This window comes from Halioglobus maricola (assembly GCF_009388985.1).
Classification (GTDB): Bacteria; Pseudomonadota; Gammaproteobacteria; order Pseudomonadales; family Halieaceae; genus Halioglobus; species Halioglobus maricola.
In genome coordinates, this window is the sequence record NZ_CP036422.1 from 2,958,168 (window position 1) to 2,972,707 (window position 14,540).

Here is a 14,540-nt window from a genome sequence, read left to right on the forward strand (position 1 = left end):
AGCGCGCCTAAGCCCGATTACCATTACTGCTGGAAGGCGAGCCAGCGCGTGACCTGCGCCGCCGACGGGGTGGCCGGCTGCCCTCATTGCGATTACCGTTGCCGCCGCTATTGCCCTGGCGTTGGCCACCGGATTTGGCTTTCCCTGCATGCTTACTCGGCTTGTGTGCCCGGCGCAGTGGTGCGTTCTCGGGCACGTCATGTTCGGGCTCAAAACCGTCGACGTACTCACGGGTAATATGGCGCTGGATCAGCTGCTGAATACCATTGAGCTGCTTGCTCTCGTCGGCGCTCACCAGTGAAAAGGCTTTGCCGGTAGCGCCAGCGCGACCGGTGCGGCCAATACGGTGAACGTAATCTTCAGCTACATTGGGCAAGTCGAAGTTCACCACCTGGGGCAGCTGGGCGATGTCGAGGCCGCGAGCCGCGATATCAGTCGCAACAAGTACTCGTACCTTGCCAGCCTTAAAACCTTCCAGGGCTCGAGTACGCGCGCCCTGACTCTTGTTCCCGTGAATGGCCGCAGCCTCGAGACCAGCTTTGTCCAACTGCTGTGCAAGACGGTTGGCACCGTGTTTGGTCCGGGTAAACACCAATACCTGCTGCCAGTTGTGGTCGATCACCAATTCGCGCAGAAGTGCTCCCTTGCGCTTCTTGTCGACTGGGTACACCCACTGCTCAACCGTGTCGGCGGTGGCATTGGCAGGGTTCACTTCAACCTCGACCGGATTGCTCAGGATACTGGCGGTAAGAGAGCGAATCTCATTGGCAAAGGTCGCCGAAAACATCAGGTTCTGGCGCTGGTCGGGAAGCAATTTGAGGATACGACGAATGTCGTGAATGAAACCCATATCAAGCATACGGTCGGCTTCATCCAGCACCAGAATTTCCAGCTCGGAAAAATCGATCTCGCCCTGTCCATGCAGGTCGAGCAGACGGCCCGGAGTAGCCACCAGGATATCCACACCGCGGCGCAACTTGGCAATCTGCGGATTGATTTTGACCCCGCCGAAGACCACAGTGGACTTGAGTGGCAGATGGGTGCCGTAAGTGTCGACACTTTCGGCCACCTGGGCAGCCAGCTCTCGCGTGGGCGTCAGCACCAGGGCCCGCAGGCGATGCGGATGAACAGGTGCGCTCTCGTGCAGGCGCTGCAGCAACGGCAGGGTGAAGCCAGCGGTTTTACCCGTGCCGGTCTGGGCGGCGGCCATGACATCGCGGCCCGACAGTACAGCAGGAATAGCCTGCGCCTGAATGGGGGAAGGTTCGCTGTAGCCTTTTTCCTGAACGGCCTGAAGCAGCGCAGGGGCGAGGCCCAATTGCTCGAATGACATGACGTGGTATTTCTCTTGAGGTAGCCAGATACGGCGAGGGCGCGCATCTTACTGTATTGGGCCCCGAATAGATACAGCCGCCGGTATCACGCCTTTGGGCAATATTGGTCCAAAATAGACTGCAATTTCACCGCATCATTGCTGAAAATCCACTCTACCGGGCGCCCCAACTCCCGAAACAGGCTGTTGCGCGAACGGGGAAAGCCGACACCAATGCGCTGACCGGCGGCCTCATGACGTTGCTGAACCTGCCTCCCCAGCAGCAGGAAGTGCCCCGCCAAACCACAATAGCCCCGCTCCAGGCTGATCTGGCTCAGTGCCGCGACATTGGTTTCCGCGACCGGAAGCAATGCCGCAGGCGGGCAGAAGGACACCAGGTCGAATAAATCGGGATCCAGCGCCAGGAAATGATAATCCCTCCCCGGCTGGAGCCTCGCCAATTGGGATTTAAGGATATCCTGCTGCTGCGTCAGACACTCAGGATTGAAGGCTTTGATTTCCAGCATCAAATGGCAGGCCGGGGCGAAAGCATCAATCAGCTCTGCCAGCGTTGGGATGTCAGGGAATTCGCGCCGCAGTTGCTCAAAGGAGGTCTCGACGATTACGCGTTTTTGCCCGAAAACACGCTCGGTATCCTCATCGTGGCAAATAATCGGAACGTTGTCGCGGGTCCAGCGGATATCGCACTCGATGCCCCAGACGCCCGCCGACCTTGCAAGTGCAAAGGCCTTCGCGGTATTTTCCAGCACTGTAGTATTATCGTGTTCACCGCGATGGGAGATGATTTTGCAATTGCGCAGCGCAGCATCCGAGGGTACGGCCCTCGGCAGGACGGCCACTGTGCTATCCACCAGGCCCATGGCCAAACTTTGTAGTCGTTCCTTCACGCTATGCTCCATTGCGGTGACTCTTGACCAGGCCTGAACCGTCAGCCGGCAAGTCCGCTGCCAGCCCCCGGGAAATTCTCGCCTGGGCGTTTTATGATTTCGCCAATTCAGGCTACACCACCGTGGTGCTTACCACCATCTACAGCGCCTATTTCGTGGCGGTTGTTGCGGCTGATCTGGAAATGTCGAATCCCGGCACCGCCACCCTCCTCTGGACTCTGGGGATTGGGGCTGCGAACTTGCTGGTGCTCTTCGCCAGCCCCGTAATCGGTGCCATGTCCGACGTGCGTGCCTGCAAGAAGCGCTTCTTACTGTACTCCTCCATCGCCTGTGTCCTGGGCACGGCCGCCCTCGCAGCCGCGGGCCCGGGCGACGTGGTGCTGGCCTTGTCTCTGGTCGTAGTTTCCTACATCGCTTTTTCCTTCGGTGAGAGCCTGATTGCCGCTTTCCTACCAGAGATCGCTACCCCTAAAAACATGGGCCGTATTTCCGGTTACGGCTGGGGTCTTGGCTATTTCGGAGGCTTGCTCACACTCGGATGCTGTCTTGCCTATATCAACCACGCCACCGAACTGGGCAAAGGAGCAGATCACTATGTGCCAGTGGCCCTGTTGCTGACAGCCACTGTGTTTGCCCTGACGGCCGCTCCCACCTTCATATGGCTGCGCGAACGCGCCACCCCCCGCCTGGCCGATGGCACCACTGGCTATGTGCGCGCGGCGTTCGCACAGGTGGCCAGCACCCTGCGCCACGCTGCCAGCCTGCCAGACCTCTTTCGCTTCCTGCTGTGCATCGTGCTATTCCAGGCCGGTGTATCCACCGTGGTGGTCGTGGCCGCCATTTACGCTCAGGAAGTTATGAGTTTCAGTAGCCAGCAGCTCATCGTACTGATTATGGTCGTCAACCTGACAGCCGCCCTGGGAGCCCTGATCTTTGGTTTTGCGCAGGATCGGTTTGGTTCAGTGCCGAGCCTGGCAGCCGCCCTGCTGCTGTGGATCACCGCCATCGTGATAGCCCTGCTGGGCGAGAGCGAAGCGATGCTGTGGCTGGCGGGCAATGTCATCGGCCTGGCTATGGGAGCAACCCAGGCAGGCGGCAGGGCCCTGATCGGCCAGTTGACGCCCGAGGCGCATAACGGCGAAATGTTTGGTCTCTGGGGCCTGGCGAACCGCGCTGCAGCCATCGTGGGCCCCGTCAGCTACGGCTTGATCAATAAAATCGGGAATGGCGACCATCAGCTCTCTATGCTGAGCACACTGGCCTTTTTCCTAGGAGGGTTAGCCTTACTACTTACGGTGAGGGAAGCCCGCGGCCGAGCAGCAGCCCAGGCCTACGCGGGCTGATCAGCGCGAGGTCATGGGCCGCATAAGCTGCGAATTGTGGTGCGTTGGGCGTTGCGGCTGAACCGCCGGTGGCCGAGGTCTAAGAGGCGGCCTTACAATCGGGTGCACCGGCCGCAACGGGTAGTCCGGCCGATAGTACCCAGAACCATAATAGCTGCCAGACGTGTACATATTCGGGGAGCTATCGTACTCCACCACCTGCTGTTGCGACCCGCCATAGGCGTCCGTTCTCGCGGCCATCTCCCGCATCTCGGCCCGATGCTTCTCGCGCGCCATGCGGTCCTCTGCCAGACGATCGGTGGTCTCACGCATCGCCTCTAAATTATCCTCGTAGACACCGTCTGCCTGCACCGCAGGCGCATCGACAACCACAGTCTCTACTCCGGCATCACTGGCCGGTGGCGTGTCAGAAAAACTGACCACACCCTCATCGTCTACTGTCTTGTATACCGTGGCTTGCTGCGCCAGCGTCACTGTGCCAGCCAGCAGGCATATCATGGCGAACAGGATTCGCATATCGAGTACCTCTTTGGAGGAGTATAGCCCACGGTGCTTCGACCACAGTAAAACTGTGAGGTTCATCACACAGGAAAAACCAAAATTGGGCCCCGGTCACAGTTTAGGTTTCAAGCACTGGCACCCCGGCCGCTGCGCCCTAAAATAGCCCGGATGAAAATGACAAATTCGAACACCTTCACTTCGGCACGCGCCGACACTGCATCGCGCATTGGCGCTTCAACCGGTGAGCTCGCTACCCTGACATTCGCCGTCGTGGCCGTTATCGGCCTGAGTAGCCTTATGCTCTAGCAGCGGGACGCTCTAGGCTGTGGCTTGTTCACGGCGGTAACACTGCAGCAAAAACTCCATCTGTACCTCGAACACACCGAGCTGCTCCAGCGTTGCCTTGCTCTCGCGCTGGCCCCCGTATGCATACGGTGTCATTGCCACAAGATCTGCCAACAAAGGCGGCTCCAGCGCCACTGAAAACCCAATCTTCTCCTGTTTCTCCAGCGCCAGCCCCGGCAGTGCGGCTGCCACCTCTTTATGGGGCTTTGGATCCGCATATAAATGCTCTCGCAGTTGCCACAGATGCCGCGCCGCAGGACAGATATTGAGGAAAAAGCCTTCATGACTTAGCAGCCGCGCCGGCTCACTCTCCCCCACGGGCGCAAACACAGAGAAAATCGCATCCATACTGCTATCGCCCAACGGCACCTCATAGGCACTGGCTACCGCGAACCGGCCTCGTGGGTGGGCCTTGGCCGCCAACCGCACAGCAGGCTTGGCAATATCGATACCCCACATTGAGATTTTCGGGGCATGCTCCAGCACTACGCCACCGTAATAGCCCTCTCCGCATCCGAGGTCAAGTACTGATGCATGCGACAATTCTTTGAAATACGCTGCCACCGCTTCCGCCAGCGTCCGATAGACATCCGCAGCGTGAACCCGCTTGCGTGCTTCCACCATTTCCCGGTTGTCTCCCGGATCTCGGCTGCGCTTGCGGTTGGCGGGCAGGAGGTTCACGTAACCCTCCTTCGCCTGGTCAAAACAATGGCCGGTCTCGCAGTGGTAACTGCGTTCCACTTTCACCAGCGGCTCTCTACAGTGGGGACAAATCCAATTCACAGGTGGCTCCCGGCTCCAGTGGTCTAGCGTATGCCGAACGGGCTGAAATCCTTGCTGCGACCCTCGGCGATTGGCTCTCCAGAATCGCGCTCGGCAACAGCCTGCTTGTAGCCGACATCGCGAGCGCGCTCCTCAAACCACTTACCTTCCGGAGAATGGCGGGCAAAGCCGTCGAACAGGGTAGCGAACCGCTGGGTATTGGCCATGCCCATCGCCTCGTAAGCCTGGTTTACCACCATCTTGCTCATCATCAACTGATTGCGCGGCACGCCCTTGATGCGATCGCACAGGGCCTGCACCGCGGTATCGAGCTCGTTGGCGGGAACCGACTGCTGGATCAAGCCCATCGTTTCCGCTTCCTTACCGCTCACCAGATCGCCGGTGAACAACATGCGTTTTGCCTGCTCGATGCCGAGGCGATAGACCCACATCATGGTGGTCGGGATTCCCCACACTCGGGTCGGCGGATAACCGATACGCGCATCGTCCGCCATCAGGATCATGTCGCAGCACAGAGCGATGTCGCTACCGCCGGCAACAGCGGCGCCGTGGACCTTCGCGATCACCGGCTTATTGCACCGCCAAATGCTCATATAGTGTTGGGTGCACTCCCACATCGCCTGGAAATCAGCGGTCTGGTCCCATGGCATCTCGTCCTGGCCGCAGGGGTGCTCACTTTGCTGCTCGGCGTATTCCTGTAGGTCGTAACCGCCGCAGAAGCCCTTGCCCGCGCCCTGCAGCACGATCACATGCACCTCTGGATCTGCCGCAGCGGCATCGATCACCCGGGGCAATTCCCGGGCCAGTTCAAACGTAATGGCATTCAATCGTTCGGGGCGATTGAAGGTAATGGTGGCCACTCGATCATTCACTTCATACAGAAAATACTGGTACGGCCCTGACTCAGCCATTGGCTATCTCCTCGAAAATCTCGTGGCCGAAGCTATTCGGGTATTCCTCCCAGTAATACTTACCTTCATCGTCCTGCCAGTTCTCGTAGATCGCCTGCCAGCTGATTTCCGGGAGACGAAAACCGTGGTGAGGATGCAAGTTGGTGGCAAAGACAGGGGCACCGTAATCGCAAAACCGGGTATCAACGCTAATGCGCACGGCCGACTCGTTCGTGTTCGCTTCCGCTCTGTGAACAGTGCAGGAACCGAAAATCAAAACGTCGCCCTGTTCGAAATCGGAGACATGCCAATGTGTTTCATCCTCGTGGATTTCGCACTGCACCCCGCCCACGCCCTGGGCCTGGAATACCTCGCGCACCCCGCCCTTATGGGAGCCCGGCAACACCTTAACGCGGCCCATGCTTGAATCTACATCGTGCAGCGCAACCCAGACACCCGCCATGGTCGGGCCAGCATGATGAGAATAGGCATCCTGATGCGGAGGCGTTTCATACCCCCGCATGCGCGGCGTCGCCAGGCGCGTCATCTTCACTGGATAGACGAATACCTCGGGGCCTGCGACCCGGGACATGATGTCCAGCATCCAGGGCTGGTGGAAAAAGCGATGAAATGACTCCAGTTTCTGGATACGCGGATAGATCTCATCCCAGATAGCGTCAGTTTCAAAAAAAGGTTCGCCCACCAACTGCGGTGCCTGTGCATTGCCAGCTCCTGCGACGACGTGCGGGGCGCAAACTTCGAGTACATCGTTCAACAGCGATTGACAGTGATCAGGGGCCACCGCCCCCTTGAGGAATAAATAGCCATCCTCTGCCATGCGAGCCTGCAAGTCTTCAATGGAATCCTGCAGTGAGGAACGGGTGAAATCAGATGATGTGGTCACGGAACTTCCTTAACTTTCCAGACAGCTATCGTATCATCTACTCGCGAAAGTCGAGAAGAATTCGCGCCCACCTCTGGTGAAAACCATGCGCAGAGCTTACCCGTTTTCCTCTTGAGGATTCACTCGGGTGGATTCGTAGGGCCACGATGAATAATTTCACGGATACTCTGGAAAAGCTTGAAGAAGACCGGCACCAGAATCGTGCCACCGATAGCTGCCATTATCGTGCCGCCGAACACGGTTAGCCCCAGTGACACACGACTGGCAGCACCGGCACCCGAGGCGATCGTGAGAGGAAATACGCCGACCACAAAGGACAGACCTGTCATCATCACCGGGCGAAAGCGCAGGCGCGCCGCTTCTACCGTGGCTTCCAGTAAATCCATGCGCTGCTCCTCGCGCAGCTGCTTGCCAAATTCAACAATCAGGATAGCGGTCTTCGATGCCAGGCCCACCAGCAACACCATACCGATCTGACCGTAGAGGCTCAGAGGTTGGCCAGCGAGCATCAGTGCCGCTACCGCGCCTATCATGGCGATAGGCACTGAGAAAATAATGGCCAGCGGTGTGGTAAATGATTCATACAGCGCGGCAAGAAACAGAAAGGTAAATACCAGCGACATGGCCAGCGCAATCGGTGCCATATTGCCGGATTTGCGTTCCTCGTAGCTGGAATCAGTCCAGTCAAATTTGTAGCCAGCGGGCAATACATTGGCACTGAGGCGTTCCATCGCCATCATTGCATCGCCGGAGCTATAACCCTGCGCCACATTTGGGCGGCCCGTAATAGTCGCCGAATCGTAGGTGTTGTAACGGTAGAGCACGTCGGCACCCTGGGTCGAAACCGTATCGACAAATGTACCCAGGGGGACCAACTCACCCCGGTTGTTGTTGACGTAGAGTGAATCCAGATCTGCCTCGTTCTGCCGGTAGGGCGCATCTGCCTGCACCATAACTTTGTAGGACTGGCCGAACAGATTGAAGTCATTGACGTACATGCCGCCGAGCTGGGTTTGCAGGGTGGTGAAGATGTCGTTGACCTTGACGCCCAGTGTCTTGGCTTTGACCCGATCCACCTCCAGCCATATTTGCGGATAGCCAGCGCGGAACGTCGAGAATGCCATTGCCATTTCCTCCGCCTCACTAGATGCCTGCACCATCGCCATGGTGGCTTCGTACAGGGGCTGAACACCCTGTCCCTGAGTATCCAGAAGAACATAGGATGCACCGGCAACTGCTCCCAGACCGGGAATAGCGGGCGCCCCGAATACCAGACTTCGCCCCTCAACCATCTGATTGAATGCGGCCTGGTATTTTTTCTGCAGCGCAAACTGATGCTGCTCCGGTGCTTTGCGCTCGGACCAGGGTTTGAGTTTCGCAATGATCATGCCCGCATTGGATTGCAGCGCGGTGTTGAGCAAACTGTAGCCATTCACTGTCAGCACATACTCGATCGCCTCGTCCGCCATCAGCATCTCGTTCAGTTCATCGACATAGTCTGCTGTACGATTGAGAGACGCTGCTTCAGGAAGCTGTACATCAACAATAAAAAAGCCCTTGTCCTCTTCAGGGACAAAACTTGACGGCACCGTGCTGAAACCGGCAAACAGCAAGGCGAACAATCCCGCAATGAGCACGCAACTAACGGCCATATGCCCGGCCAGGAAACGCACCAACTTCACATAGCCAGAAGCAATTACGTCGAATCCACCATTGAAACCGCGCACCATAATATTGGGCTTGTGGTGACCGGGTTTTAGAATCAACGAACAGAGTGCAGGGCTCAGGCTCAGGGCATTGATCATAGAGATCAGCACCGAGATCACCAGCGTCGCACCAAATTGCGCAAACATCTGCCCGGTAATACCCGGCAGCAACATGGTTGGACCAAACACGGCCGCCAGCACCATGGACGTTGCGAAAATGGGTGCCGCCACCTCATTCATGGCCTGCTCAGTAGCAGCCCTTGGAGACATGCCCTCATCTTCCATGAGGCGTTCAACGTTCTCCACCACAATAATCGCATCGTCTACCACTACACCGATAGCGAGAATCAACGCGAACAGGGTTACGGTATTGATTGTCATGCCCAGGAAGTAGAGAGCCGCCAGAGTGCCGATAATGGATACAGGTACAGCAATGGTTGGCACCAGGGTGGCCCGGATACTTCCCAGAAACAGATAGGTAACGAATATTACAAGGGCGATAGTGAACAAGAGCGTGAGGATCGTCTCCTCCAAAGATGCCTCGATGAAGAGCGTTGTATCGTGGCCCACGACATACTCTACCCCTTCAGGAAAGTACTGCTCGAGTTCATCCATTTTTTCTCGCACCGCCTCCGCAGTGGCGAGAGAATTGGCTTCCGACAACTTGTAGATCGCGAGCAGTACGCCGGGTTTGTTCTCAAATTCACCAAAACCCTTGTAGGCCTGAGCACCTAGCTCCAGGCGCCCCACGTCTTTCATTCGGATGACGGAGCCATCCGAGCTGGCGCGCAACACAATGTCTTCGAACTCTTCCACCGTGGCCAGTCGACCCTTGGTTTTCAGCACATACTGAAACTGGGTCACCTCGGGATTGGGCGGGCCACCCAACTGGCCCACGGCCGCCTGAATGTTCTGTTCCTTTATCGCAGCCAATACCTCATTTACCGAAATACCCTTAGCGGCAAGTTTGATCGGGTCGAGCCAGACCCGCATGCCGTAATCCAGGGCACCGATAATCATCGCCTCGCCGACGCCCTCAACACGGGCGAGTTCCGCCTCTAGATTGAGACTCGCGTAGTTGGAGAGATAAACACCGTCGAAACGGTTGTCGGGGGAGAACAGATTTACCACCATCAACATATCCGAGGAGCGCTTGCGCACGCTCACCCCACGCTGACGAACTTCTATCGGCAATTGCGGCTCGGCGAGTGCGACCCGATTCTGCACGTCCACCTGTGCGAGGGAGGGATCAACGTCAATCTCAAAGGTGACCGTTAGCGTGTAGCTGCCATCGCTGGCGGACTTGGAAGACATATAAACCATGCCCTCCGCGCCGTTGACCTGGTCCTCAATCGGTGCAGCCACAGCATCCTTCACAGTTTCGGCAGAGGCACCGGGGTAATTGGCCCGCACAACAATTTTCGGAGCGGCGATATCCGGGTACTGATCGACGGGCATCACCAGGCCTGCGATTAGCCCGACAATGACCGTGATAATAGCGATGACGAACGCAAAGCGCGGCCGTTTAATGAAGAACTGCGGTCCCATATTATTGCGCCCCCTATAGGCCCTGGCTGGATGCTTACTGAATCGCTACTTTTGCGCCTTCGCGCAGGCGTTGAGCACCTGCGGTAACCACCCTGTCTCCCACCTCGAGGCCGTCGATGATGACCCAATCAGCACCGTCCCTGATCCCCACGTCCACGTTGCGTCGCACCAGGGTATCCGAGCTATCAACAATTTTGACGTACTCACCCTGCTGGTCGCGCAGTACCGCTTTCTGGGGAATGACAATGCGATTGATACCACCTACGACCTTACCTTCCAGCGTGACGTTGTTTCCAGGAAGAAGAAGCCCGTCAGGGTTAGGGAAGAGGACGCGGCCGGTAATCGTGCCCGAACTTGCCGAGGAGGTGTTATCCCAGGCCTCAAAAACACCAGAGTGAGGATACTCGCTGCCCCCCGAAAGTTTCAGGCCAACCTCAAGCTCCGGGATGGTCTTACCGGCGTCTAACCAGGCTTTTCGTTTGAGTACGAATTCGTGATACTTCTCCAGCTGCACGCCCGCAGTAACAAATACCGGATCCATACTCACGAGAATGAACAAAGGCTCCGGCGCGTTAGGTGACGATGGCATGGCGGTATCACCAATTGCCCAGTAAGACTTGCTGATCTTGCCGCTAAAGGGCGCGGTGATAGTGGTGTGTGAAAGATCCAGCTCGGCTTTATTCAGGGCAGCTTTAGCCGAGGCAACCGCAGCGCGCGCGCTATCGATTGCGGCACGGGCTCCGTCATAATCCTGCTGAGATATATAACCTTTAGGCATGAGGTCTTCAGCCCGATCCCAGTTGGAATTAGCATTGACCTGAGATGCCTGCGCAGACTGCAACTGAGCCCGTGCTGTGTCGTACGCGGCCTGATAGGCGGACGTGTCCAACTCCATCAATACATCGCCCTCTTCCACCATCTGCCCTGGTGAGAACTTGATTTCTCGAATGGTCGCGCTGATCTCAGGCCGAACTCTCGCCATCTGGACGGCCTCAACCACGGCGGGAAGTTCGAAAGACGGACGCACCAGGCGTTTGGCGGCCACCGCTATGGAATCGCTGGCAATCTTGATTGCCGTCGACTCCGCAGGAGCAACGGGCCCCTCCTTCCCAGATTCGCCACAAGCGGCAAGTGTGATCCCCAGCATTAGCGGCATCAAGATTCGCAGCATCACGTACCAGTACTCCTTTGCTTATCGATTGGACTTTAGAATTATCAATATCTTATGGAGTATAGACACAATTTTGGAGTGTGTCGGGTCAGGCCAAGATACTGATGGATCGAGGTAAAATAGAAGTGCAATAATGTCCGCGTAGCCGCCGTAATTCTGCAAAAACACTACTTCGAAACCTTTTTGGGACAGCGCAATGTCGAAGAAAATAACAAACAACAACGACCAGGGCTCGCAAACCTCTGCCCCTCTCGAAGAGGCCGCGGTAACCCCCGCACAACACACAGAGACTCTGATCGAAAGCGATGTTCGGTTGCGCCCACTACTCAAGCCCGCCGGCATCATTTTCCTGTGCTCTCTCGCGATCTCATTTTTCGTGGCACAGACGGTGAATCCAGTCTGGGTTGAACAAAAAACCGTGTTCCAGGTGTATGAAAGCAGCAATGGTTCGCTGGTATACACATACAAGGGCGAAGAAGTTGCGTTCACCGCGGACACCGTTCCGTACGCCCAGGCAGAGCTCAATCAACAATCTCTGGACCAACTCGTCGGTGAACCGACTACTCGACAACAGTGGGTGACGGAGGTAGTCAGCAACGCGGGTGAAGAATCGGTGCAATATGCGCAACTAGAGGCCAAGTACCACCTGGGTATCTGGTCGCTGCTGCCTGCTGTACTCACGATTGCATTATGTGTACTCACCCGGGAACCGCTGACGGCCCTATTGGGCGGCGTAGCCGTAGGTGCTTTCATGCTGGGGCGCTTTGACCTCACCGGTGATGTACTTATTCCCTCTCTGGCGAGCCCCGGAACGGCGAGTGTCCTGCTTTTATACCTCTGGCTGCTTGGCGGTCTGCTTGGCATATGGTCGAAGACCGGCGCCGCCCAGGCGTTCGCTGATTACATGACGAAGCACTTTGTACGCGGCCCCCGATCCGCAAAGGTCGTTACCTGGTGCCTGGGAGTCTTCTTTTTCCAGGGCGGCACTATCAGTACTGTACTGGTAGGCACCACAGTGCGACCACTGGCCGATCGAGAGAATGTCAGCCACGAAGAAATGGCCTACATCGTAGACTCAACCGCATCACCCATCGCCTCCATACTCGCTTTCAATGCCTGGCCAGCCTACGTGCAGGCTCTCATATACGTGCCAGGCGTGGCATTTCTGGCGACCGAAGCAGACCGCATCAGCTTCTTTTTCAAAAGCGTACCTTTCAGTTTCTACAGCATTTTTGCCGTCCTGGGTACGCTGCTACTCAGTTTGGGAATCACGCGATTCGCTGGCGGCGGCATTCGCCGCGCCCAGCAACGCGCCGCAGCAACAGGCGAACTGGATGCACCCGATGCCACGCCGCTGGCAGCCGAGGAACTGCAAACCAGCAAAGTACCGGCAGGTTATGCTTCCCATGTGAGTGAATTCCTCATACCGATCATCCTGATTATCGGTACCGCGATTACAACGTTCGCGCTGACCGGGTCACCCAATGTGCACTGGGGCTTCGGTTTTGCATTGCTCACGGCTGCATGTATCGCACTCTTCAAGGGAATGAAACTGGGCGAATTGGTGGAAGGGCTTGGAGACGGGCTGAAAGGCGTTGTTGTCGCCTCGGTTATTCTCATGCTGGCGATCACCATCGGTGCGATCAGCAAAGATGTGGGTGGCGGCCTGTTCCTGGTGGAAATGCTGGGAGAGCGTATTCCTTTCTGGACGCTACCCGTCTGCCTTCAGCTGCTAACCATGGCTGCCGCCTTCTCCACTGGTTCAAGTTGGGGGACGTATGCCATCGTATTCCCACTGGCGATGCCGCTCGCCTGGGCTGTTGCGGTAAACCAGGGTGTTTCAAACCCTGAGCTATTCATGACCATCTGCTTTGTAACCGTACTCAATGGCAGTGTATACGGCGACCAGTGTTCGCCAATTTCTGACACTACTATCCTGAGCTCCATGACCACGGGCTGCGACTTGATGGATCATGTAAAGACCCAGTTGGTGCCAGCAACGATCGCATCGGCAATAGCCGCCGTGCTATGGACAGCAACCGTCTACTGGTTTGCCTGATCACTCTGAAGTGAGGTGGGCGCAGTAACGCCAAATTTTTCGAACCAGGGAAACAGGTCTTGCATGATGTGAGGCGACAGGATCACGCCCTGCTCAAGCTGTTGCCGGCGCAAGGCCAGGGCCCTATCACCCGGGACTCTCACGGGGGGCTCGCCCTCGCGCACCGCCGATGTTCGGCACATATCGGCCAGGAACTGAGCCTCGCGCTGAAAGCGCCCCAGTGAACCGTAGACGTCCGGATCCATCACCTGAATAAATACGGAATTCTCTTCCGATTCGTCGAGCTCGTCCGCCCGCCCGTAATTACCCAGTGCCATGGTCATCAGCTCGCTCCACAGGGTTAAGGCATAACCCTTGTAGCCATGATCCAAACCGCCGATAGGCATAATGGAACCCGGCGGCTCGGCTGAGTAGACAGCGGGATCATCACTGGGATTGCCCTCAGAATCCTTGAGACACTCGCTATCCATCAGTACGCCTTCACGTTTCGCTTTGGCGACATAACCAGCAGCAACAATAGACAGGCTCATATCTATCAATATCGGCTCTTCCTCGGTTGGGACCGCGAAGGCAAATGGATTGGGCGCAAAGATGGGCTCAGAACCACCGAAGGCCGACACAGCACGTTCCGCCGGACTGCTGGCGATAATCTGAATCACCAGCCCTCTGTCTGTGGCGCGGCGCAAATAGGCGGCCAGACAGGCAATGTGCTGTGCCCTGCGCAGATTCATCGTCGCAATACCGTACTGTCGTGCGCGGTCGCACAGCAGGTCTACCGCCCTGGCAACAACCAGTGGGCCGGGCAGCTGCTGGGCATCCCAGCTGACGACTGCCCCGCGATCAACCAGCACTTCCGGCTCGCGACCCGCAATCGTCTCGCCACGTTCGAGCCAGTCGAGGTTGCAGGCCACGCGATTCAATCCATGGGTAACAAAACCCAGGAGGTCGGCCTCAATAAATGCTTCAGCGACCAGACGCGCGTCTTCAAAGGCAAGACCGGACGACTCAAAAAGCTGGGAAACACTCCGGACAAGATCATCCGTGGCATAACGCATGGAAGTGGACATGAC

The 14,540-nt window shown here is 57.1% G+C and carries 12 protein-coding genes; 3 read left to right on the forward strand and 9 right to left on the reverse strand.

Annotation, left to right across the window (positions count from 1 at the left end; all coding sequences use genetic code 11):
* Positions 1-7: 7 nt before the first annotated feature.
* Together EY643_RS13495 and EY643_RS13500 are read right to left on the reverse strand one after the other, a co-directional pair.
* Positions 8-1,333 (reverse strand): DEAD/DEAH box helicase, encoded by a 1,326-nt coding sequence (locus EY643_RS13495; RefSeq protein WP_153239727.1) that lies wholly within the window; start codon positions 1,331-1,333, stop codon positions 8-10.
* Between the two features lie 86 nt (positions 1,334-1,419).
* On the reverse strand, positions 1,420-2,220 hold the full coding sequence (locus EY643_RS13500; protein WP_170287396.1) for a glycerophosphodiester phosphodiesterase: 801 nt from the start codon (positions 2,218-2,220) through the stop codon (positions 1,420-1,422).
* A gap of 23 nt (positions 2,221-2,243) precedes the next feature.
* Between EY643_RS13500 and EY643_RS13505 the strand changes: the two genes are divergently transcribed.
* Positions 2,244-3,563 (forward strand): MFS transporter, encoded by a 1,320-nt coding sequence (locus EY643_RS13505; RefSeq protein ID WP_153239729.1) that lies wholly within the window; start codon positions 2,244-2,246, stop codon positions 3,561-3,563.
* Here the strand turns inward: EY643_RS13505 and EY643_RS13510 are convergent, their stop codons facing one another.
* Positions 3,564-4,079 carry a DUF4124 domain-containing protein gene (locus EY643_RS13510; protein ID WP_170287397.1) on the reverse strand — a complete coding sequence of 172 codons (516 nt, stop codon included), beginning with the start codon at positions 4,077-4,079 and terminating at the stop codon, positions 3,564-3,566.
* A gap of 159 nt (positions 4,080-4,238) precedes the next feature.
* On the opposite strand from EY643_RS13510, the gene EY643_RS19860 reads away from it, so the two are divergent.
* A complete protein-coding gene (locus EY643_RS19860) occupies positions 4,239-4,370 on the forward strand; it encodes a hypothetical protein (RefSeq protein WP_276612646.1) in 132 nt (43 codons plus the stop codon).
* A gap of 12 nt (positions 4,371-4,382) precedes the next feature.
* Here EY643_RS19860 and EY643_RS13515 read toward each other — a convergent pair whose 3' ends face one another.
* The 5 genes from EY643_RS13515 to EY643_RS13535 all read right to left on the reverse strand — a co-directional run bounded on the left by EY643_RS13515 (position 4,383) and on the right by EY643_RS13535 (position 11,411).
* Positions 4,383-5,192 carry a putative RNA methyltransferase gene (locus EY643_RS13515; protein WP_153239731.1) on the reverse strand — a complete coding sequence of 270 codons (810 nt, stop codon included), beginning with the start codon at positions 5,190-5,192 and terminating at the stop codon, positions 4,383-4,385.
* A gap of 23 nt (positions 5,193-5,215) precedes the next feature.
* Entirely contained in the window at positions 5,216-6,103 is an 888-nt protein-coding gene (locus EY643_RS13520; RefSeq protein WP_153239732.1) for a crotonase/enoyl-CoA hydratase family protein, read from the reverse strand.
* The gene (locus EY643_RS13525; RefSeq protein WP_153239733.1) at positions 6,096-6,986 is read right to left on the reverse strand and encodes a phytanoyl-CoA dioxygenase family protein; all 891 of its coding nucleotides are present in this window, start codon (positions 6,984-6,986) and stop codon (positions 6,096-6,098) included. Before EY643_RS13525 ends, EY643_RS13520 begins: the two co-directional genes overlap by 8 nt.
* Before the next feature lie 119 nt (positions 6,987-7,105).
* Positions 7,106-10,240, reverse strand: coding sequence for an efflux RND transporter permease subunit (locus EY643_RS13530; RefSeq protein WP_153239734.1), 3,135 nt, complete (start codon positions 10,238-10,240; stop codon positions 7,106-7,108).
* A 34-nt stretch (positions 10,241-10,274) separates the two neighbouring features.
* Complete coding sequence (locus EY643_RS13535; protein WP_240732905.1) at positions 10,275-11,411, reverse strand: efflux RND transporter periplasmic adaptor subunit; 1,137 nt, start codon at positions 11,409-11,411, stop codon at positions 10,275-10,277.
* Between the two features lie 196 nt (positions 11,412-11,607).
* On the opposite strand from EY643_RS13535, the gene EY643_RS13540 reads away from it, so the two are divergent.
* Positions 11,608-13,470, forward strand: coding sequence for a Na+/H+ antiporter NhaC family protein (locus EY643_RS13540; RefSeq protein ID WP_153239736.1), 1,863 nt, complete (start codon positions 11,608-11,610; stop codon positions 13,468-13,470).
* Here the strand turns inward: EY643_RS13540 and EY643_RS13545 are convergent.
* Positions 13,455-14,537 carry an Ldh family oxidoreductase gene (locus EY643_RS13545; protein WP_153239737.1) on the reverse strand — a complete coding sequence of 361 codons (1,083 nt, stop codon included), beginning with the start codon at positions 14,535-14,537 and terminating at the stop codon, positions 13,455-13,457. The two genes, EY643_RS13540 and EY643_RS13545, sit on opposite strands and share 16 nt — an antisense overlap.
* Between the last annotated feature and the right edge of the window lie 3 nt (positions 14,538-14,540).